The organism is Streptomyces chiangmaiensis (assembly GCF_036281785.1).
GTDB lineage: Bacteria > Actinomycetota > Actinomycetes > Streptomycetales > Streptomycetaceae > Streptomyces > Streptomyces chiangmaiensis.
Window position 1 is genome coordinate 1 of record NZ_JAYWVC010000154.1, and the last position, 19,515, is coordinate 19,515.

Annotated in this window: 19 protein-coding genes and 2 pseudogenes; 14 read left to right on the forward strand and 7 right to left on the reverse strand. The window is 71.2% G+C overall.

Features of this window, described 5'->3' with window-relative positions; genetic code table 11:
• Window positions 1-370 (forward strand): GNAT family N-acetyltransferase (locus tag VXC91_RS31605; RefSeq protein WP_329510773.1); only part of this gene is annotated, 370 nt, incomplete at its 5' end.
• A gap of 42 nt (window positions 371-412) precedes the next feature.
• Here the strand turns inward: VXC91_RS31605 and VXC91_RS31610 are convergent.
• Window positions 413-859: a phosphatase domain-containing protein gene (locus VXC91_RS31610; protein WP_329510789.1), complete on the reverse strand. Its 447-nt coding sequence runs from the start codon at window positions 857-859 to the stop codon at window positions 413-415.
• A gap of 133 nt (window positions 860-992) precedes the next feature.
• Between VXC91_RS31610 and VXC91_RS31615 the strand changes: the two are divergent.
• A pseudogene (locus VXC91_RS31615) lies at window positions 993-1,241 on the forward strand (peptide ABC transporter ATP-binding protein); the annotation flags it as partial.
• The gene (locus tag VXC91_RS31620) at window positions 1,241-2,176 is read left to right on the forward strand and encodes a dihydrodipicolinate synthase family protein (RefSeq protein ID WP_329510774.1); all 936 of its coding nucleotides are present in this window, start codon (window positions 1,241-1,243) and stop codon (window positions 2,174-2,176) included. The pseudogene VXC91_RS31615 and the gene VXC91_RS31620, both read left to right, overlap by 1 nt.
• A gap of 3 nt (window positions 2,177-2,179) precedes the next feature.
• On the opposite strand, the gene VXC91_RS31625 is transcribed toward VXC91_RS31620, so the two are convergent.
• The 3 genes from VXC91_RS31625 to leuA form a co-directional block, all read right to left on the reverse strand.
• A complete protein-coding gene (locus VXC91_RS31625; protein WP_329510775.1) occupies window positions 2,180-3,367 on the reverse strand; it encodes a sialidase family protein in 1,188 nt (395 codons plus the stop codon).
• A gap of 114 nt (window positions 3,368-3,481) precedes the next feature.
• Window positions 3,482-4,186, reverse strand: coding sequence for a tellurite resistance TerB family protein (locus VXC91_RS31630; protein ID WP_329510776.1), 705 nt, complete (start codon window positions 4,184-4,186; stop codon window positions 3,482-3,484).
• A gap of 214 nt (window positions 4,187-4,400) precedes the next feature.
• On the reverse strand, window positions 4,401-6,122 hold the full coding sequence (gene leuA, locus VXC91_RS31635; protein WP_329510777.1) for a 2-isopropylmalate synthase: 1,722 nt from the start codon (window positions 6,120-6,122) through the stop codon (window positions 4,401-4,403).
• Window positions 6,123-6,475: 353 nt separating this feature from the next.
• Here leuA and VXC91_RS31640 point away from each other — a divergent pair, with 353 nt between their 5' ends.
• The 9 genes from VXC91_RS31640 to VXC91_RS31680 all read left to right on the forward strand — a co-directional run bounded on the left by VXC91_RS31640 (window position 6,476) and on the right by VXC91_RS31680 (window position 14,411).
• The gene (locus VXC91_RS31640; RefSeq protein WP_329510778.1) at window positions 6,476-7,546 is read left to right on the forward strand and encodes a M4 family metallopeptidase; all 1,071 of its coding nucleotides are present in this window, start codon (window positions 6,476-6,478) and stop codon (window positions 7,544-7,546) included.
• Window positions 7,547-7,578: 32 nt separating this feature from the next.
• Window positions 7,579-7,845, forward strand: a complete 267-nt coding sequence (locus VXC91_RS31645) for a protealysin inhibitor emfourin (RefSeq protein WP_329510779.1) — start codon at window positions 7,579-7,581, stop codon at window positions 7,843-7,845.
• 111 nt (window positions 7,846-7,956) lie between these two features.
• Entirely contained in the window at window positions 7,957-9,273 is a 1,317-nt protein-coding gene (locus VXC91_RS31650; protein ID WP_329510780.1) for a GH1 family beta-glucosidase, read from the forward strand.
• Window positions 9,270-10,526 (forward strand): MFS transporter, encoded by a 1,257-nt coding sequence (locus VXC91_RS31655; protein ID WP_329510790.1) that lies wholly within the window; start codon window positions 9,270-9,272, stop codon window positions 10,524-10,526. The genes VXC91_RS31650 and VXC91_RS31655 overlap by 4 nt, the downstream gene beginning before the upstream one ends.
• 216 nt (window positions 10,527-10,742) lie before the next feature.
• Window positions 10,743-11,819: a PhoH family protein gene (locus VXC91_RS31660; RefSeq protein WP_329510781.1), complete on the forward strand. Its 1,077-nt coding sequence runs from the start codon at window positions 10,743-10,745 to the stop codon at window positions 11,817-11,819.
• A gap of 12 nt (window positions 11,820-11,831) precedes the next feature.
• Window positions 11,832-12,329, forward strand: coding sequence for an rRNA maturation RNase YbeY (gene ybeY, locus VXC91_RS31665; protein ID WP_329510782.1), 498 nt, complete (start codon window positions 11,832-11,834; stop codon window positions 12,327-12,329).
• The gene (locus VXC91_RS31670; RefSeq protein WP_329510783.1) at window positions 12,326-13,633 is read left to right on the forward strand and encodes a hemolysin family protein; all 1,308 of its coding nucleotides are present in this window, start codon (window positions 12,326-12,328) and stop codon (window positions 13,631-13,633) included. The genes ybeY and VXC91_RS31670 overlap by 4 nt, the downstream gene beginning before the upstream one ends.
• Window positions 13,630-13,989 carry an MmcQ/YjbR family DNA-binding protein gene (locus VXC91_RS31675; RefSeq protein WP_329510784.1) on the forward strand — a complete coding sequence of 120 codons (360 nt, stop codon included), beginning with the start codon at window positions 13,630-13,632 and terminating at the stop codon, window positions 13,987-13,989. The genes VXC91_RS31670 and VXC91_RS31675 overlap by 4 nt, the downstream gene beginning before the upstream one ends.
• A gap of 68 nt (window positions 13,990-14,057) precedes the next feature.
• On the forward strand, window positions 14,058-14,411 hold the full coding sequence (locus tag VXC91_RS31680; protein WP_329510785.1) for a cytidine deaminase: 354 nt from the start codon (window positions 14,058-14,060) through the stop codon (window positions 14,409-14,411).
• 338 nt (window positions 14,412-14,749) lie between these two features.
• Here the strand turns inward: VXC91_RS31680 and VXC91_RS31685 are convergent, their stop codons facing one another.
• The gene (locus tag VXC91_RS31685) at window positions 14,750-15,088 is read right to left on the reverse strand and encodes a P-II family nitrogen regulator (RefSeq protein WP_329510786.1); all 339 of its coding nucleotides are present in this window, start codon (window positions 15,086-15,088) and stop codon (window positions 14,750-14,752) included.
• A gap of 256 nt (window positions 15,089-15,344) precedes the next feature.
• Here VXC91_RS31685 and era point away from each other — a divergent pair, with 256 nt between their 5' ends.
• Entirely contained in the window at window positions 15,345-16,295 is a 951-nt protein-coding gene (gene era, locus VXC91_RS31690) for a GTPase Era (protein WP_329510787.1), read from the forward strand.
• A gap of 36 nt (window positions 16,296-16,331) precedes the next feature.
• Here era and VXC91_RS31695 read toward each other — a convergent pair whose 3' ends face one another.
• Both VXC91_RS31695 and VXC91_RS31700 read right to left on the reverse strand, forming a co-directional pair.
• Window positions 16,332-17,432 carry a carbohydrate kinase family protein gene (locus tag VXC91_RS31695; protein WP_329510791.1) on the reverse strand — a complete coding sequence of 367 codons (1,101 nt, stop codon included), beginning with the start codon at window positions 17,430-17,432 and terminating at the stop codon, window positions 16,332-16,334.
• A 127-nt stretch (window positions 17,433-17,559) separates the two neighbouring features.
• Window positions 17,560-17,881: pseudogene (locus tag VXC91_RS31700) on the reverse strand (enolase C-terminal domain-like protein); the annotation flags it as partial.
• Between the two features lie 285 nt (window positions 17,882-18,166).
• On the opposite strand from VXC91_RS31700, the gene VXC91_RS31705 reads away from it, so the two are divergent.
• Window positions 18,167-19,513, forward strand: a complete 1,347-nt coding sequence (locus tag VXC91_RS31705) for an MFS transporter (RefSeq protein WP_329510788.1) — start codon at window positions 18,167-18,169, stop codon at window positions 19,511-19,513.
• Window positions 19,514-19,515: the final 2 nt, after the last annotated feature.

Genomic DNA, 19,515 nt, shown 5'->3' on the forward strand with positions numbered 1-19,515 from the left:
CCCCTACCCCTACTTCGTGCTGCGCCAGTTGTGCGACCTGCACGGGGACTGCCTGCTCGTCCTCGACGACGGGGAGGGCCTGCACGGCTACGTCCTGTACGTCACCACGCGGGACGGGTACCGGAGTTGGATCGTCAGCCTCGGTGTCACACGTGATCAGCGGGGGCGTGGGCTTGGCCGGCGGCTGATGCTGGAGGTGCTGCGCCGGCTGCGGGCCGAGGGAGCCCGCGAGGTCCGGCTGACCGTGGAACCGGCCAACGCGGCCGCGATCATGCTGTACCGGTCGCTGGGCTTCTCCTCCGACGAGGGCGTGCGACACGACTACTTCGGACCCGGCGAGGACCGGCTCGTCATGACGCTCGGGCTGTGAGGCCAACGGCGCGGGAACCGAGAGGGCCCGGGCGCCCGCCGTTCACACGGTGAAGTGCCGTACGTACCGCCGTTGCCACGGGGTCTCCACCGCGTGCCTGTCGTAGTGGACACGGACGAACTCCACCGCCTCCCAAGGCGGTACGCCGTCCAGCACGGCGAGGCAGGCCAGCGCCGTGCCGGTGCGGCCGCGGCCGCCGCCACAGGCGATCTCGACGCGTCCGTTCGCCGCGCGGGTCCACGCTTTTGCGAACAGCCGCCGAGCCTCGCCACGGCTGACGGGCAGACCGAAGTCCGGCCATCGCAGCCACTCGGCCTCCCAGGGCACCTGCGGGGGCCGCCTACCCAGCAGGTGGACGGCGTAGGTGGGGTCCGGACCGTCCGGGAACGGGCGGCGCAGGCCACGGCCGCGGACGAGCCGGCCGGACGGCAGCCGCAGAACACCGGGGGCACCAGGGTCCCAACCGCCGGTCCTGTCAGGCCGGCTCACGGTCCCGCCTGCCGAGGCGTCGGGCTGCGGGCAGGCGCCGGCCTCCGGCTCCGGGACGGGCTCGCTCATCGTCCCAGTGTCGGCCACCGTCCCCGGCGCGCGGCGACCGTTTCGCGGCAGGCGGACCGTCACCGGTCCGGTGCCGTCGGCGACCCGGCCGCCGAGCGGTTTCCGTACCCGCTGCTGGAGGGCGGACGCGGTGTGCGCCACCGTGATGCCGGACTTCTCGGGCGCGTCGGCCACCGGACACCGCTTGCGCTGTCACCATCCTGTGGAGGAGGGCGTGCCCACCCGCGACCTCGTGCGCCGGGCGGCGGTGCCCTCCCCGGCCACCGCCGTGGCCGAGGTACTGCCGGACCAGAAACACGCTCGGGAGCCCTGATGTCCTTCCCCACACCGCTGACCGGTGTCGTCCCGCCCGTCTGCACCCCCCTGACACCGGAACGCGAGGTGGACGTCTCCTCGCTCATGCGGCTGGTGGACCATCTGGTGAACGGCGGGGTGGACGCCCTGTTCGTCCTCGGGTCGTCCTCGGAGGCCGCGTACTTGACCGACCGTCAGCGCCGGCTCGTGGTGGAGACGGTGGTGTCCCAGGTGGCGGGCCGGCTCCCGGTGCTGGCCGGGGCGATCGACATGACGACGCCGCGGGTGCTGGACCACGTGGCGTATGTGACGGAGGCGGGCGCGGACGCGGTGGTCGTGACCGCGCCCTTCTACACACGCACCCACCCCGCGGAGATCGCCCGCCACTACCGGCTGATCGCCGACCGCTCCCCCGTCCCCGTCATCGCCTACGACATCCCGGTCGCCGTCCACACCAGACTGCCCCCCGAACTGGTCCTGGAACTGGCCGCCGACCGGGCCCTGGCGGGGCTGAAGGACTCCAGCGGCGATCTGGCCGGCTTCCGTGCGGTCGTGTCGGGCGCACGCACACGTCCCGGGCTCGCGGGCTTCAGCGTGCTGACGGGTTCGGAACTGGTGGTGGACTCGGCACTGGCGCTCGGCGCGCACGGTGCGGTGCCCGGACTGGCCAACGTGGACCCCGAGGGCTATGTCCGGCTGTATCGCCTGTGCCGTGCGGGCGACTGGGACGCGGCACGGGCGGAGCAGGAACGGCTGTGCGCCCTGTACGGCATGGTGGGTGTCGGGGACCCGGCCCGGATGGGCGGCGGCTCCTCGAGCCTGGGTGCGTTCAAGGCGGCGCTGCACCTGCGGGGGGTGATCGCCTGCCCGGTGACGGCGGAGCCGCAGGTGCCGCTGTCGGACGCGGAGACAGAACACGTGGGGAAGTTCCTGGCGGCGGCGGGCCTGCTGTAGCCGTCAGTCCAGGTCGGCGACGGGGATCCGGCGGAACTCGATCGTGTCGTACGTCCCCGTCGCGCCTGTCTCGTAGAGGATCCCGACCTTCCCGCCGCGCAGCTGTGCGAGGTCGCTGTAGGCCGCGCGCTTCCGGGACAGCGTCAGCGCCTTGGTGAAGGTCGCTCCGCCGTCGGTGCTGCGCCAGATCGCCATCGTCCGGCGCGCGGTGGGGACGGAGGGCCCCGAGAAGAGCAATGGTGCTCCCGTGCCGCTCAGTTGGAGGACGCTCGCCTGGACGGGTGGGACGTCGTCCAGGGTGTGCTGCACCGCGTACGGGCGGTCGAGGCTCTCGCCGCTGTCGCTCGAGTAGGTGTCGAGGCGGTTGCCGGTGCTCGTACCGCCCTGGTCGCGTGCGCCGAAGTAGAGCCTTCCGTCGGGGAGTTGGGCCGCGCTGCTCTCGTTGGGGTTGTCGCGCCCGTCGTAGGGGCCGTCGCTGAAGCCGATGTGCCAGCTGCGCCCGCCGTCGTCGCTGTAGAGCGCGTGCGCGCCGTAGTGCCTGGCCTCCTGCCCCGTGTCGGAGGAGCCCTCGGGCGGCGCGGCGGAGTGGTCGGCGGGTACGACGAGACGGCCGGCGTGCGGCCCCCGGGTGAGGGCGATCGCATGGCCCGGCCCCGTCGCGTACCACCGCCAGCCCGGCCGTTTCACCTCCGCGGTGATCTCCCGCGGAGCCGTGAAGTCCCGCCCGTCGTCACTGCTCGTCTGCACGAAGACGCGCCGGCTCCGCGCGGGCGTCACCTCGCCGCGCATGATCTGCGCCTCGGTCACCGCACCGCCGTTGTAGGAGGTGAGCAGGACGATCCGGCCGGTACCCGGATCCACCACGGGCGCCGGATTGCCCCGGGTGTCCCCCTCACCGGATGCGACGACGCCGGGCGGCCCCCAGGTGCAACCGCCGTCGGAGGAGCGTCTGAGCACGACGTCGATGGCGCCGCTGTCCCCCGCCCCTTTCCGCCGGCCTTCGGCGAAGGCAAGCACGGTCCCCTTCCGCGTCGTCACGACCGCCGGGATCCGGTAGGTGCCATATCCGCCCTTCCCGGCGGTGTACGGCACCGAGGAGATGCAGCCGGAGGTCGCGGAGCCGAGTGCGGTCGTGGTGAGCGGGGTGATCAGTGCGGCTGCGACGACGAGGGCGCGGATCGGAAGGGTCATGCCTCTCCCCAGGGGCTTGCGTCCCTCGCGGGACGGTGACCGTTGTCGGTCACAGGCTCCCCGCCGTCACCGCCCCTGACCCGTGTACCGCCGCTGCCTCACCGGAGCGAGTGACTAGGACGGGGTGCGCGCCGCCGCCAGCAGGCGGGTCACATCGTCCGAACGGATCGTCAGGGCGGCACCCACCGTGGTCAGGACGTCGCGCTCCGCAGGGGTGTACGGCCCGTCCGCCAGGGCGATGCGGGCACCCTGGAGGAGGATCGACTCGCGCCCCGTGGACGCGAGATGGGGGGCGAGGGGGTCCAGAGCCTCGTGGAGCTCTATGGCCAGGCTGGCACCGCCCGGTTCGCCGCTGACGCGGCCGGTGTCGGCGGCCAGGGCGTCGACCAGGGCGCTGAGCGCGTCCCCGGTGCAGTCGTCGAAGCCGGCCGAGCGGACGGCGGCGGCGGCCGTCTCCAGGGACGTACGGGAGCAGGTGCCTCCCGCGGCGAGGACCGCGAGGGCCACCGTGTGCACCGCGTCGCGGAGCATCGCCGAGAAGCGGGTCGTGGTCGGGTGGTCGAGGACGTCCGTGCCGTAGTGCCGGCCGCAGGCCGCGCACTCCACCACCGGGCCCGTCTCACCGCGCGGCAGGACCGGGACGCCGACGAGGGAGAAGCAGCGGCGGCCGGTGAGCCGTTGGTAATTGCGATCGCCTCCGCAGCCGGGGCAGAAGAACTCGCCGTCACCGGCGGGGGTCCACACGGTGCGGATACCGAGGACGGGCGCGACGCGGCTCCTGCGGACTCCTCGGCCGTTGCGTCCCCGTCCTGGCAGCACGTCGCACCTCCGTAATTCCCTCACTGCCCCGAGGGCGTGAGCGGTGCCGTCGCGGCAACATCGCCGCGTTGGCGTGATGTTAGCCACATCAATGATGCGAAGTCAGTACCTCGTACGAGACCTGTCCGTGATCTTGGATCGACATGGCTGGTCCATGACGTGGCCCCGTCCGCCCAGCGGGGCGGACGGGGCCACGAATGTGCCGGTCAGAGGGTCAGCGGGCCGCGCGGTTGACCGCGGAGACGACCGCCTTCAGCGACGCACGTGTCGTGTTCGCGTCGATGCCGATCCCCCACAGGACCTGTCCGCCGATCGCGCACTCGATGTACGAGGCGGCCTGCGCGGAGGCACCCTCGCTCATCGTGTGCTCCTGGTAGTCCAGCAGGCGCACGTCGATCCCGATGGACTGCAGGGCGTCGAAGAAGGCGGAGATCGGGCCGTTGCCGGAGCCCGTCAGCACCGTGTCCTCGCCGTCGACGGTGGCCTCGACCGTGAGGGTGTCCACGCTGTCCGTGTCCGTCGTCGACTGACCGGTCCTGACCTGGATGCGGCCCCACGGGTTGTCCGGGTTCGGCAGATACTCGTCCTGGAAGACCGACCAGATCTCCTTCGGCGTGACCTCGCCGCCCTCGGCGTCCGTCTTCGCCTGGATGATCTTGGAGAACTCGATCTGCATCCGACGCGGCAGGTCCAGCTTGTGGTCGTTCTTCAGGACATAGGCGACGCCGCCCTTGCCGGACTGGGAGTTGACGCGGATGACCGCCTCGTAGGAACGGCCCACGTCCTTGGGATCGATGGGCAGGTACGGCACCGCCCACTCGATGTCGTCGACCGTCCTGCCCTGGGCGGCCGCGTCGGCCTCCATGACGTCGAAGCCCTTCTTGATGGCGTCCTGGTGGGAGCCGGAGAAGGAGGTGTAGACGAGGTCCCCGATGTACGGGTGGCGGGGGTGGACCTCCATCTGGTTGCAGTACTCCCACGTGCGGCGGATCTCGTCGATGCGGGAGAAGTCGATCTGCGGGTCGACGCCCTGGGAGAAGAGGTTCATGCCCAGGGTGACCAGGTCGACATTGCCGGTGCGCTCGCCCTGGCCGAACAGGCAGCCCTCGACGCGGTCGGCACCGGCCATCAGGGCCAGCTCGGCCGCCGCGACCGCCGTGCCGCGGTCGTTGTGCGGGTGGGCGGACAGGCAGACGTACTCGCGGCGGGAGAGGTTGCGGTGCATCCACTCGAAGCGGTCCGCGTGCGTGGACGGGGTCGAACGCTCCACGGTGGCAGGCAGGTTGAGGATGATCTCGCGGCCCGGCTCGGGCTGCCAGACGTCCATGACCCCCTCGCAGACCTCCAGGGCGAAGTCCAGCTCGGTGTCGGTGAAGATCTCGGGGCTGTACTGGTACCCGAACTCCGTCTCGGGGCCCAGCAGCTTCTCGGCGTACTCCATCACCAGCCGTGTGCCGTCCACGGCGATCTGCTTGATGTCGTCCTTGGAGCCGCGGAAGACGACCCGGCGGAAGACCGGGGCCGTGGCGTTGTACAGGTGGACGTTCGCGCGCTTCGCGCCCTTCAGGGACTCGACGGTCCGCTCGATCAGGTCCTCGCGGGCCTGGGTCAGTACGGAGATCGTCACGTCGTCCGGGATCGCGCCCTCTTCCTCGACGATCGAGCGTACGAAGTCGAAGTCGGTCTGCCCGGAGGCCGGGAAGCCGATCTCGATCTCCTTGTAGCCCATCTTCACCAGCAGGTCGAACATCGCGCGCTTGCGCGCCGGCGACATCGGGTCGATCAGGGCCTGGTTGCCGTCGCGCAGATCGGTGGAGAGCCAGCGCGGGGTCTGAGTGATCCGCTTGTCGGGCCACGTGCGGTCGGGAATGTCGACCTGGTCGTACGGACGGTACTTGTGGATCGGCATGGACGTGGGCTGCTGGCGGTTCGCCATGATGCGAGGGCTCCTCGTGGGGTCCGGAAGGACGGCCGACGGCGCAACGCCGAACTCCGCGGGGAGGGGGTCGGCCTCGACTACAGGCCCTCGCCGCGGCAGCTAAGGAGGAGCAGCCCGAAACGCATGATGCTCCGCATGCTAGCCGAGCCGTGCCCGCTGCGAAGGTCCGTATCAGTATGCGGGATCGCTGGAACAATTCGGACATAAAGTGTGTCACTTCACACTCACCCCAGTGCCCTACGAGATCCCATAGCACCTCTTCACGCGACACGCGACGCCCCACTGCGGCATTTCACCAATCATGGTTGCGGGTGGTGACATCGTCGTCACACAGTGCAATGGTGCCTCGCATGACCACCAACGGGGGCTTCGAGCCCGTCTTCTGCACGATCGTGCCGCCTCATGTTCTCGACAAGCTCGCACAGCACGAGGACTCCGGACTCGCCACTCCCGCGCGCCGCACCCTGGAGCGCGACGCCCTGGAGCGCACCCGGCGCCGCCTCACCACCGTCATCGGCGCCCCCGTGGCGGCCCCGCCCGAGCACACCGCCGGCAAGCCGTACCGCACCGTCTACGACGCCGGCCACCAGGAGAACCTGCCCGGCAGGAAGGTCCGCGGCGAGGGCGACGAGCCCGGCGAGGACGCCTCGGTCAACCGGGCCTACGCGGGACTCGGAGCCACCTTCGAGCTGTACCGGACGGCGTACGGCCGCGACTCCATCGACGGCAAGGGGCTGCCGCTCGACGCGACGGTTCATTTCGGCGAGGACTACGACAACGCCTTCTGGAACGGCGAGCAGATGGTGTTCGGAGACGGGGACGACGAGATCTTCCTCGACTTCACCATCCCGGTCGACGTCATCGGCCACGAACTCACGCACGGCGTCACCCAGTACACGGCGAACCTGGCCTACTTCGGACAGCCGGGCGCGCTCAACGAGTCGGTCTCGGACGTCTTCGGCTCGCTGATCAAGCAGTACACGCTAGGCCAGACCGCCGCCGACGCCGACTGGCTGATCGGCGCGGGGTTGCTCGCCCCGCGCGTCACCGGCAAGGCGCTGCGCTCGATGAAGGAACCGGGCAGTGCGTACGACGACGACGTCCTCGGCAAGGACCCTCAGCCGTCGACGATGGACGGCTATGTGAAGACCGGCCGTGACAACGGCGGGGTGCACATCAACTCCGGTATCCCCAACCACGCCTTCTACCTGGTCGCCACCGCGCTCGGCGGCCATGCCTGGGAACGGGCCGGGCAGATCTGGTACGACGTGCTGGCCGGCGGGCAGCTGGAGGCGGAGGCGACCTTCGCCGACTTCGCCCAGCTGACGGTGGCGGCGGCCAAGACCCGCTACGCCGAGGGCGGCGAGGAGCAGGAGGCCGTCCTCAAGGCCTGGGAACAGGTCGGGGTGCCCGCCTCGTAGCCCTCAGGCCCGTGGCGTACTAGACAGGTCCCATGCGTATTCGGGTGCGACGCACGGGCGGGTTCGCGGGCATCGAGCGCCGGGCCGAGGTGGAGACCTCGGGACGGGCCGATGTCCAGGAGTGGCACGCCCTGGCCGAGCGGGCGCTCGCCGCAGGCCGGGGCACGCCGCCGGCCGGGGTACCGGACGGCTTCAGCTACGAGATCACGGTGGACGGCAGGACCGTATACTGCGCGGACCCCTGGCTGACCGAGGAACAGCGGACGCTGGTCTCACGGGTGCTGAAGGAAGGCGCCTGACCCTCCCGGCCCGAGGCAGCGGCCCGTCCGCCGCGCGACGCGCCCGACCGTCCCTTCGGATACAACGGTCAGTTCGTTCCCGGCCGTTGACTTCCGTTACCGACGGTAAGGATGATCCGGCGCATGGTGACGAACCCGATACCTCAGTTCCCGGCCGGATTCCTGTGGGGCGTGTCGACCTCGGCCCACCAGATCGAGGGGGCGGCGGACGAGCGCGAGCCCTCCGTGTGGGACGTGTTCACCGCCGAGCCGGGGCGGGTGAAGGACGGCTCGACCGCGGCGGTGGCCTGCGACTCCTACCACCGCTACCCCGAGGACGTGGCGCTCCTGGCCGGTCTCGGCGTGGACGCGTACCGCTTCTCGGTCTCCTGGCCGCGGGTGAACTCCGCCGACGGCCTCGACCACTACGACCACCTGGTCGACGCGCTGTGCGCGGCGGGCGTACGGCCGGTGGTGACCCTGTTCCACTGGGACCTGCCGGTGACGCTGGACTGGCTGGAACGGGACACGGCGTCCCGCTTCGCCGAGTACGTCTCGGCCGTCGCCGAGCGCCTGGGCGACCGTGTCACCAAGTGGATCACGCTCAACGAGCCCGCCGAGCACACATTGCTGGGCCATGCGCTCGGGGTCCACGCACCGGGCAGGCGGCTGATGTTCGACGCGCTGCCGGTGGCCCACCACCAACTGCTCGCCCACGGCCTGGCCGTACGGGCCCTGCGCGCGGCCGGAGCGGGCGACATCGGGATCGCCAACTCCCACGGCCCGACCTGGCCGGCATCCGAGAAGCCGGAGGACATGGAGGCCGCGGAGTTCTACGACGTCCTGCTCAACCGGCTGTTCTCCGACCCCCTCCTGCTGGGCCGTTACCCCGAGGGCATCGGCGAGCTGATGCCGGGCGACGCCGAAGCCGATCTCAAAGTGATCGCGGAGCCGATCGACTGGTACGGGATCAACTACTACGCGCCGACGAAGGTGGGCGCGCCGCTGGGCGCGGAGATCGAGTTCGGCGGCCTCTCGCTCCCCGCCGGACTTCCCTTCTCGGTCCGGGAGATCGAGGGCCGCCCGGTCACGGATTTCGGGTGGCCGGTGGTCCCGGAGGCGCTCACCGAGTTGCTGACCGGATTCCGCGAGCGGTACGGGGACCGGCTCCCGCCCCTCGTCATCACCGAGAACGGCTGCTCGTACGAGGGCGTCGACGACCAGGAGCGCATCGCCTACCTGGACGGCCACATACGGGCGCTGCACCGGGCGATCGAGGCGGGGGTCGACGTACGCGGCTACTTCGTGTGGTCGCTGCTGGACAACTTCGAGTGGGCCGAGGGATGCGCGCGCCGCTTCGGGCTGGTGCACACGGACTACGAGACGCTGGATCGGACCCCCAAGGCGTCCTATGCGTGGCTGCGCGACCTGCTGCGGGCGCAGAGATGACGACGGCCGAGCGGCCCGTGGACGCCCTCGCCGAGCCCGCCGAGCGGGTCGGCCGGGGCTGGACCTCGGCCCTGGCGCTGGCCAACGGGGCGATCTGGGTCGGCTGGTACGGCCCGCTGCAGATCCTGCTCGCCTCCCAGGCCGAGGATTTCGCTCCGGGCTCCGGCATGTCCAAGGAGACGATGCTGGCCTGGGTGACGGGCGCCGGCGCGATGGTGTCGCTGGTCGCGAACCCGTTCTTCGGCGCGCTGTCGGATCGCACCACCGCCCGCTGGGGCCGTCGTACGCCGTGGATCGTGGCCGGGGTGGCGGGCGGGGCGCTGTCGCTCCTGCTGCTGGCCGGGGCGGACGGGGTGCGGACCATGGTGCTCGGCTGGTGCCTGGTCCAGCTGACGCTGAACGCGGCCTTCGCGGCGGTGACGGCGGCGGTGCCCGACCGGGTGCCGCGGCTCCAGCGGGGCTCGGTGGGTGGCTGGCTGGGCGCGGCGCAGATCCTGGGCGTGGTCGGCGGGACCGGCCTGGCGACGGCGGCAGGGGGCATCGGCGCCGGCTATGCGGCGTGCGCGGTGTTCATGGTGGTGGGCGTGCTGCCGTACGTCCTGCGTCATCAGGATCTGCGGCTGCCGGCGTCGGCCCGGCCGCCGTGGTCCTGGCGGGGCTTTCTGGCCGGGTTCTGGCTGAGCCCCAGCCGCCACCCCGACCTGGGCTGGGCGTGGCTGACCCGCTTCCTGATCAATCTCAGCAACGCGCTGGTGCTGCTGTATCTGCTGTACTACCTGCGGGACCGCATCGGCTACCACGACCCCGACCGGGGCGTCCTCGTCCTCACCGCGGTCAACGGCGCGACCCTCCTCGCCACGGTCGTCGTCGGCGGCGTCTGGTCGGACCGGGTGGGCCGCCGCAAGCCGTTCGTGATCTGGTCTGGGGTGCTGATGGCGATCGCCACGGCCGCCCTGTCCGGCTGGCAGAGCTGGACCGGGACCGTCGTCGCGGCGGCCGTCCTGGGCGTGGGCTTCGGGGTCTTCACATCGGTCGACTTCGCGCTGATGACCCATGTTCTGCCGAAGGCCCTGGACCGCGGGAAGGACCTGGGGGTCATCAACGTGGCCAACGCCCTCCCCCAGGTCGCCGCCCCGGCCCTGGCCGCGCCGATCGTGACGTACCTGGGCGGCTACCGTGTGCTGTACCTGGTGGCGGCGGTGATCGGGCTGGCCGGAGCGCTGCTCGTGGGGCGGATCCGGGGCGTGGACTGATGCCGGAGCGCCCAGGGGCCGAGGCCGTGCACATCGCGGGTACAACGGGCGGACCCCGGCGGCACGGCGAGGCACGAGCCCTGATCGCACATGGGAAACTCCGGCCTCGAAAAGCCCTACGGCCTTGTCAGTACCGCGTCGTACCCTTGGAACCGCGAGGCCGCCCACAGCTGTGCGGCCGTGACGAGGAGGAACCGCAGGCCTACAGGCCGGCCCATGACTCAGACACCCACAGCTCGTACCCCTGCGCAGGGGCAGGCGAGAACGCAGATCACGGTCCCCGCCAAGCACCCCATGGTGATGGTGCTGGGTTCCGGCGACTCCCTGCTGCGCGTGATCGAGACGGCCTTCCCGGGGGTCGACATCCATGTCCGGGGCAATGAGATCAGCGCGGTCGGCGACCCGGCGGATGTCGCCCTGATCCAGCGCCTGTTCGCAGAGATGATGCTGGTGCTCCGCACCGGGCAGCCGATGACGGAGGACGCAGTGGAACGCTCGATCGCCATGCTCCGGGCGAGCGACGACGGTGAGGGCGACGGACCGGAGACCCCGGCTGAGGTACTGACGCAGAACATCCTGTCCTCCCGCGGCCGCACGATCCGCCCCAAGACCCTCAACCAGAAGCGGTACGTGGACGCGATCGACAAGCACACGATCGTCTTCGGCATCGGTCCCGCGGGTACCGGCAAGACCTATCTCGCCATGGCGAAGGCGGTGCAGGCCCTGCAGTCCAAGCAGGTCAACCGCATCATTCTGACCCGCCCTGCGGTGGAGGCGGGCGAGCGCCTCGGCTTCCTGCCCGGCACGCTGTACGAGAAGATCGACCCGTATCTGCGCCCGCTCTACGACGCGCTGCACGACATGATCGACCCCGACTCGATCCCACGGCTCATGGCCGCCGGCACGATCGAGGTCGCACCGCTGGCCTACATGCGTGGCCGGACCCTGAACGACGCCTTCATCATCCTCGACGAGGCCCAGAACACGAGCCCCGAACAGATGAAGATGTTCCTCACCCGCCTCGGCTTCGACTCGAAGATCGTGATCACGGGTGACGTGACGCAGGTCGACCTGCCGAACGGCACCAAGAGCGGCCTGCGGCAGGTCCAGGAGATCCTGGAAGGCGTCGAGGACGTCCACTTCTCCCGGCTGTCGTCCCACGATGTCGTACGGCACAAGCTCGTCGGCCGTATCGTCGACGCCTACGAGAAGTACGACAGCCAGAACGGCACCGAGAACGGCACTCACAAGCCCGGCCGCGGCAAGGCCGGGCACGCGCACAAGGGGAAGTAGACCAGCAGCACCATGTCGATCGACGTCAACAACGAGTCCGGCACCGAGGTCGACGAGCAGGCGATCCTCGACATCGCCCGCTACGCGCTCGCGCGGATGCGCATCCACCCCCTCTCCGAGCTCTCGGTGATCGTCGTGGACGCCGCCGCCATGGAACAGCTGCACGTCCAGTGGATGGACCTGCCCGGGCCGACGGATGTCATGTCCTTCCCCATGGACGAGCTGCGGCCGCCGTCCAAGGACGACGACGAGCCGCCGCAGGGGCTGCTCGGCGACATCGTGCTGTGCCCTGAGGTTGCCGCCAAGCAGGGCGCCGAGGCACCGACGCAGCACTCCATGGACGAGGAGCTCCAGCTCCTGACGGTCCATGGGGTGCTGCACCTGCTCGGCTACGACCACGAGGAGCCCGACGAGAAGGCCGAGATGTTCGGCCTCCAGGCGGCCATCGTGGACGGCTGGCGCGCGGAGAAGGGAGTGTCCGGCCCGTCCCCGGCCCCGACCGTGTCATGAGTCCCCAAATCGTCATCGGCGCGATCGCTCTGATCGTCGTCGCCTGGCTCGCCGCGTGCGCGGAGGCAGGCCTCGCGCGGGTGTCCAGCTTCCGCGCCGAGGAGGCCGTACGCAGCGGCCGGCGCGGCAGCGCCAAGCTCGCCGAGATCGCCGCGGACCCGACGCGTTATCTGAACGTGGCGCTGCTCGTCCGCGTCGCCTGCGAGATGGCCGCCGCCGCGCTCGTGACGTTCGCCTGCCTCAGGGAGTTCGACAACACCGCCGAGGCACTCCTGGTCGCGATCGCGGTGATGGTCCTCGTGTCGTACGTCGCCGTCGGGGTCTCCCCGCGCACCATCGGCCGCCAGCACCCGCTGAACACGGCGACGGTGGCGGCGTACGTCCTCGTGCCACTGGCCCGGATCATGGGCCCGATCCCCTCCCTCCTCATCCTCATCGGCAACGCCCTCACCCCCGGCAAGGGCTTTCGCCGCGGCCCCTTCGCCTCCGAGGCGGAACTGCGCGCGCTGGTCGATCTCGCGGAGAAGGAGTCCCTCATCGAGGCCGAGGAGCGCCGCATGGTGCACTCGATCTTCGAGCTGGGCGACACCCTCGTTCGGGAGGTGATGGTCCCGCGGACGGACCTGGTGGTCATCGAGCGCTACAAGACCATTCGCCAGGCACTGACCCTGGCCCTCAGGTCCGGCTTCTCGCGCATCCCGGTCACCGGCGAGAGCGAGGACGACATCGTCGGGATGGTGTATCTGAAGGACCTGGCCCGCAAGACGCACATCAGCCGCGACGCCGAGTCCGAGCTGGTGTCCACCGCCATGCGGCCCGCCACCTTCGTGCCCGACACCAAGAACGCCGGCGACCTGCTGCGCGAGATGCAGAAGGACCGCAACCACGTCGCCGTCGTCATCGACGAGTACGGCGGCACCGCCGGGATCGTGACCATCGAGGACATCCTCGAGGAGATCGTCGGCGAGATCACCGACGAGTACGACCGCGAGCTGCCGCCCGTCGAGGACCTGGGCGAGGACCGCTACCGGGTCACCGCCCGCCTCGACATCGGGGACCTCGGCGAACTCTACGGCCTCGAGGCCTACGACGACGAGGACGTGGAGACGGTCGGCGGACTGCTCGCGAAGGCGCTGGGCCGGGTGCCCATCGCCGGTGCCTCGTCGGTGGTGGAACTCCCCGACGGACGCGAGCTGCGTCTGACCGCCGAGGCCGCGGCCGGCCGCCGGAACAAGATCGTGACGGTGCTGGTGGAACCGGTGGGCCCGGCCGAGCCCCCGCAGGAGGAGCCGAAGCCGGAATGACCCCACAGGAGTTGCGCGCGTTCTGCCTGTCGTTCGACGCGTCGGTCGAGGACTTCCCCTTCAACCCCCAGACCTCGGTCTTCAAGGTCCTGGGCAGGCTCTTCGCCCTGACGAACCTGGACGCGCGTCCCCTCACAGTCAACCTCAAGTGCGACCCCGAGGACGCGGTGCGGCTGCGTACCGAGCACGAGGGCCTGATCGTCGCGGGCTGGCACATGAACAAGCGCCACTGGAACACCGTCACCGTGGACGGCGAGCTCCCGGACCGCCTCGTCCGGGAGCTCATCGAGGACTCGTACGACCTCGTCGTCGCCGGACTTCCGCGAGCCGACCGCCTTCGCCTCGACCGTCCCTGACGCGGGCCGGCCCCGGGCGTTGTACCCCGTGGCCGGTCGGCCGGGACGGTTCTTCGTATGCTCAGGGCATGACGGAAAGCAATGCGCTCGACCCCGAGGACCGCAAGATCGTCACCCTGGCCCGTTCCGTACGGGCCCGCAACGGCGTGCCCGAGGGGGCCGCCGTGCGGGACGAGACCGGGCGCACGTATGCCGCCGGGACCGTCGCCCTGGAGTCGCTGACGCTGAGCGCACTGCAGACGGCGGTGGCCATGGCGGTGGCGTCCGGGGCGAGGTCCTTGGAGGCCGCGGCGGTCGTGACCGTGTCGGAGTCCGCGTCCGTGGAGGACCGGGCGGCGGTGCGGGACCTCGGCGGACCCGAGACTCCGGTGCTGGTGGCTTCGCCCGACGGGGTGGTGCGGCAGACCGTCCCGGCGGGCTGAGTCCCCGGGGAGCGCCGACCCGGGCCTCGATGCGCCCCGCTGGACTTCGGCCGATGTTCCCGACCCTCGAAGGGACCGCCCGGCGTCCCTTGTCATCCCAAGGCTCCCGTGCCTCAGGAGAATTCCTGGTTCCGGCGGACCGTCGGACGATCCGCCGCGTGGCCTGCCGCATCCCGGACCGAGGGACCCCACCGGCCCGCAGAGCCGTGGGCCGGTCGCGCCTGGACGCGGTGCGGCACCGGTTCCCTTCAGCACAACGGCACCTGACGAGCCATCAGACACCGGTCACCCGCCCGCACGACCGGGTGACCGCGGGACCGTGACGAGCGGGCCGGCGGTCAGAGGGCGTCGGGGCCCCGCTCACCCGTCCGTACCCGCACCACCGTGTCGACCGGTACCGCCCACACCTTCCCGTCCCCGATCTTCCCCGTCTGGGCGGCCTTCACGATCGTGTCGATGACAGCGTCGGCGTCCACGTCCTCGACCACGACCTCGATCCGGACCTTGGGCACGAGGTCGACCCGGTACTCGGCGCCGCGGTACACCTCGGTGTGACCGCGCTGGCGGCCGTAGCCGCTCGCCTCGGTCACCGTCAGTCCGTGCACGCCGAGTTCCTGGAGGGCCGTCTTGACCGTGTCGAGGCGGAACGGCTTGACGATGGCGGTGATGAGCTTCATGCCGGGGAGGTGACCTTCTGCGTGGGGGCGGGAGCGAAGTGGGCGACCGGGACGCCGTGGCCCAGGACGCCGTGATCGTAGGCGTTCCCGGCGTGCGCCGTAAGGGGCCCCGGCCGGTGTACCAAGGCGCTCTCGGTCGCGTACGGGCATCCTTTCGTGACGTTGCGTGGCCCGCCGGCGTTTCCGGGAAGGCACCGGCTCCCGGGTGCGGCCGGAGCGTGCGGAGGGGCTCCGTGGATCAGGGAGAATGGGCGCCATGAGCGTTCGCACCCAGTCTTCCGAGCCGACCGAGGCCGTCCACCGGGCGGGATTCGCCTGTTTCGTGGGCCGTCCCAACGCGGGCAAGTCCACTCTCACGAACGCTCTGGTCGGGCAGAAGGTGGCGATCACCTCGAACCGGCCGCAGACGACACGGCACACGGTACGGGGCATCGTGCACCGCCCCGACGCGCAGCTGATCCTGGTGGACACCCCAGGTCTGCACAAACCGCGGACGCTGCTGGGCGAGCGGCTCAACGACGTCGTCCGCACGACATGGGCCGAGGTGGATGTGATCGGCTTCTGTCTGCCGGCCGACCAGAAGATCGGCCCCGGTGACCGCTTCATCGCCAAGGAGCTGGCGGGGATCAAGAAGACCCCGAAGGTCGCGATCGTCACCAAGACCGATCTCGTGGACTCCAAGGCCCTGGCGGAACAGCTGATCGCGATCGACCGGCTGGGCGAGGAGCTGGGGATCACCTGGGCGGAGATCGTGCCGGTGTCGGCAACCGCGAACAAGCAGGTGGACCTGCTGGCGGACCTGCTGATCCCGCTGCTGCCCGAGGGGCCCGCACTCTACCCCGAGGGCGATCTGACGGACGAGCCGGAGCAGATCATGGTGGCGGAGCTGATCCGCGAGGCGGCGCTGGAGGGCGTGCGCGACGAGCTGCCGCACTCGATCGCGGTGGTGGTGGAGGAGATGCTCCCGCGCGAGGACCGCCCGGCGGACAAGCCGCTCCTCGACATCCACGCGAACGTCTACATCGAGCGGCCCAGCCAGAAGGGGATCATCATCGGGCCGAAGGGCAAGCGACTGAAGGAGGTCGGCATCAAGTCCCGCAAGCACATCGAGGCGCTGCTCGGGACCCCGGTGTTCCTCGACCTCCATGTCAAGGTGGCCAAGGACTGGCAGCGGGACCCGAAGCAGCTGCGCCGTCTGGGCTTCTGAGCGGCTCCCCCGTACGTCGCGCGGGACGGCCCGCGCTCACGTCGGCCGGCGGAATCCGATCGTCGGCACGGCCCGCCGCCGCGGCCACGGCTCGACACGCCCCTCCGGCACCAGCCGTTCCAGGAACGCGTACCGGCTGAGCGCCGCGGGGTCCTGGTCCTCGTACGACTGGACTCTGCGCCACCACGCCGCGATCTCGGCCCAGCCGGGCGCCGAGAGCGAGCCGCCGAACTCCTGCACCGAGAGCGCCGCCGTCAGACCGGCGAAGGCGAGGCGGTCGGCCAGCGGCCATGCGGCCAGCGTGCCGGTCACGAAGCCCGCCACGAAGACATCGCCCGCCCCCGTGGGATCCAGCGCCTCGACCGCGATCGCTGGCACAGCGGCGGTCTCCCCGGTGCGGCCGTCCACGGCGTACGCCCCGTCCGCGCCGAGGGTGACGACGGCCAGCGGCACGCGTTCGGTCAGCGCGTGGGCGGCAGCGCGGGGGCAGTCGGTGCGCGTGTACCGCATGGCCTCCTGCGCGTTCGGCAGGAACGCCTCGCAGTGTTCGAGGTCGGCGAGGCCGGTCAGGTCCCACGCGCCGGTGTCGTCCCAGCCCACATCGGCGAAGACACGGGTGCCCTGTCTGGCCGCCTCGGCGATCCAGGGGGCGCGTCGGCCCGGGGTCAGTGCGGCGACGGCGGCCCGGGCCCGGGGCGGGCAGGCGGGGGCCGGTTCCTCGGGCGGCGGCTCATGGCCGTGGGAGACCATCGTCCGCTCGCCCTCGTAGGCCATGGAGACGGTGACCGGGGAGTGCCATCCGGACACCCTCCGAGAGATCGAGAGGTCGATGCCCTCGCCCTGCTCCAGCTCGTCCCAGCAGTACTCGCCATAGTGGTCGTCGCCGAACGCGGCGGCCAGGGAGGTCTTCAGGCCGAGACGGGCCAGCGCCGCCGCCATGTTGGCCACGCCACCGGGGCTCGACCCCATCCCGCGGGCCCAGGACTCGGTCCCCCGCATCGGGGCGGACTCGAGCCCGGTGAAGATGATGTCGAGGAAGACCGTCCCCGTGAGGTAGACGTCGCAGGGCGGATCCCCGGGCGCCCGCAGGGCGGCGAGAGGATCGACGTGGGGATGGTGGTGCGGCCCGTCCCCGATGTGGGGGTGGTGGTGCGGTCCCTCTCCGGCGGTCGCGGTCACGGTGGGCTCCCTGACATGGTGCGGATCCAGCCAGTGTGCACCAAACGACCCGGTGGGCGGCGGTGCCTGCGCGCCGCCGTGGGGGTCACCAGCGGGGCACCACCGGCGTGCCACTCGGGATGCGCGACGCGCATCGCCGCATCGTCGTCGCGGTCGCGCAGGGTGCCGTCGTCGGCGAGCCACCGCTCGTGCAGTGCGGCCAGCCGGTCGCGGTCCAGGGTGACGCCGAGCCCCGGAGCGTCGGACACGGCGAACGCACCGTCCCGGAAGGCGAGGCGCTCGGTGATGACGTCCTCGGACTGCCAGGGGTAGTGGGTGTCGCAGGCGTGGTGGAGGTCGGGCACCGTCGCGGCCACATGGGTCATCGCGGCGAGGGAGATGCCGAGGTGCGTGTTGGAGTGCATGGACGATCGTGGTGGTGATGAGGGAGATCCGGGCCAGGATCGAGGGGATCGCACGGGGCGGCGCATCGGCGCTGAAACCGGAGCGATCCGGACCGCCTGGCAACCGAAAGACAACACTTCTGCCCGACCCCACCAGCATCAAACCTATATGTGATGCACATCACGCATCCCGCACTTCTTCTTGAACCGCGTGCTTGATACAAATTGCCCGCGCGTTCCTGTCGTTCGACGGACGGCGCCCCAACCCCCCGCTTTTCCGCCGCTCCTTCCGCACGCCCTGGAACGCCCGTGTTCTCCCGCCCCGCCCCGCCCTGGCCCCTCGTCGCCCTTTTCACGGCCGGGTATCTCGCCGCGTACCTCCTGCCCACCACCGTCGGCAGGCTCGACTCGGGCCTTCCGCTCTCCCCCACCGAGGCCGGATCCATCGGCAGTGCTCTGCTGCTGAGTTCGGCCTGTGCGGGCTTCCTGCTCGCCGCACACGTCCACCGGATCGGCCCCCGCCGGCTCGCCCGTGCCGGGCTGCTGCTCACCGCCGCCGGATACGGCACGGCCGCGCTCAGCCACAGCATCCCCGTGGTCGTCGCGGGAGCGGCGGCCGGCGGGTTCGGCTCCGGTACGGCCACCACCGTCGCCGCGACCGGCATCGCCGCCGAGCGCGACCCGCACCGCACCTCCACGCTCGGCCTGCTCGGTGTCTCCGCGCTCGCCGGAGTGATCTATCTCACGGTTCCCCATCTCGGCCCGGGCCACGGACTCCCGCTCGCCGCGATCGCGCTCACCGCACTGCTGGTGTGGCCCGCGACCGGGCGCCTGTCCGCACCGGCGCGTGCCGCCACGGCTCTGCGCGGGACCGGACAGACCGGCCGCCTGCCCCACACTCGCACCGGCATCGTCCTCGCCGCCGGCATTCTGTGCTGGTCGCTCGCGCAGAACGCGTTGTGGGGCGTCAGCGGGCGCATCGGCCTCACCCAGGCGCACCTCACGGAGGTGACCGTCGGCGCCGTCTTCGCCATCGCCCTCGGCGTCGGCCTGCTCGGCGTGATCGGCGCGGGGGCGCTCGGCCCGCGTCTGGGCCGTGCCCTCCCCATCGGCGCGGGCACCGCGCTGATCGCCGGCTGTATCGCGCTCAGCGCCTCCGCCACCGGCCTCGGCACCTTCGCGACCGGCGAGATCGCCTGGAACACGCTCTACCCGATCGTCCTGTCGTATCTGATCGGCCTCGCCGCCTCCCTCGACCAGCGCGGCCGCTGGGCGGTCCTCGTGGGCTCGGCCTCCTCGCTCGGCACGGCGGCGGGCCCCCTGGCCGGCAGCCTGCTGTCCGCGCGGGCGGGCTTTCCGGCGATGGGCGCGATCCTCGCCGTCGGCCTGCTCGCCATCACCCTCCCGCTGACCGCGGTCGCCCTGCACACCGGCGGCCGTCCGCTCCTGCCCGGCGCGGCACGCCGTCGCACCTCGGCCGTCGTGGTGGCCGTCACCACGGGCACCCCCTCGGGCGCGGTTCCGCCGACCGTCTGCGCTCCGGAGCAGACGGTCGTGGAGATCCCTCTCGACGCAACGGCGGTGGCTGCGCAAGGGGAGTACGACACGGCGGGGCCCCGGCAGGCGGGCGCCGCACCGGGGCCCGGAACCGTCTAGTG

Coding starts and splice junctions, on each gene's coding strand:
- VXC91_RS31675 (WP_329510784.1), top strand. CDS start 13,630: ATGACCCCACAGGAGTTGCGCGCGTTCTGCCTGTCGTTCGACGCGTCG.
- VXC91_RS31670 (WP_329510783.1), top strand. CDS start 12,326: ATGAGTCCCCAAATCGTCATCGGCGCGATCGCTCTGATCGTCGTCGCC.
- era (WP_329510787.1), top strand. CDS start 15,345: ATGAGCGTTCGCACCCAGTCTTCCGAGCCGACCGAGGCCGTCCACCGG.
- VXC91_RS31625 (WP_329510775.1), bottom strand. CDS start 3,367: ATGACCCTTCCGATCCGCGCCCTCGTCGTCGCAGCCGCACTGATCACC.
- VXC91_RS31620 (WP_329510774.1), top strand. CDS start 1,241: ATGTCCTTCCCCACACCGCTGACCGGTGTCGTCCCGCCCGTCTGCACC.
- ybeY (WP_329510782.1), top strand. CDS start 11,832: ATGTCGATCGACGTCAACAACGAGTCCGGCACCGAGGTCGACGAGCAG.
- leuA (WP_329510777.1), bottom strand. CDS start 6,122: ATGGCGAACCGCCAGCAGCCCACGTCCATGCCGATCCACAAGTACCGT.
- VXC91_RS31645 (WP_329510779.1), top strand. CDS start 7,579: ATGCGTATTCGGGTGCGACGCACGGGCGGGTTCGCGGGCATCGAGCGC.
- VXC91_RS31680 (WP_329510785.1), top strand. CDS start 14,058: ATGACGGAAAGCAATGCGCTCGACCCCGAGGACCGCAAGATCGTCACC.
- VXC91_RS31660 (WP_329510781.1), top strand. CDS start 10,743: ATGACTCAGACACCCACAGCTCGTACCCCTGCGCAGGGGCAGGCGAGA.
- VXC91_RS31650 (WP_329510780.1), top strand. CDS start 7,957: ATGATCCGGCGCATGGTGACGAACCCGATACCTCAGTTCCCGGCCGGA.
- VXC91_RS31685 (WP_329510786.1), bottom strand. CDS start 15,088: ATGAAGCTCATCACCGCCATCGTCAAGCCGTTCCGCCTCGACACGGTC.
- VXC91_RS31655 (WP_329510790.1), top strand. CDS start 9,270: ATGACGACGGCCGAGCGGCCCGTGGACGCCCTCGCCGAGCCCGCCGAG.
- VXC91_RS31640 (WP_329510778.1), top strand. CDS start 6,476: ATGACCACCAACGGGGGCTTCGAGCCCGTCTTCTGCACGATCGTGCCG.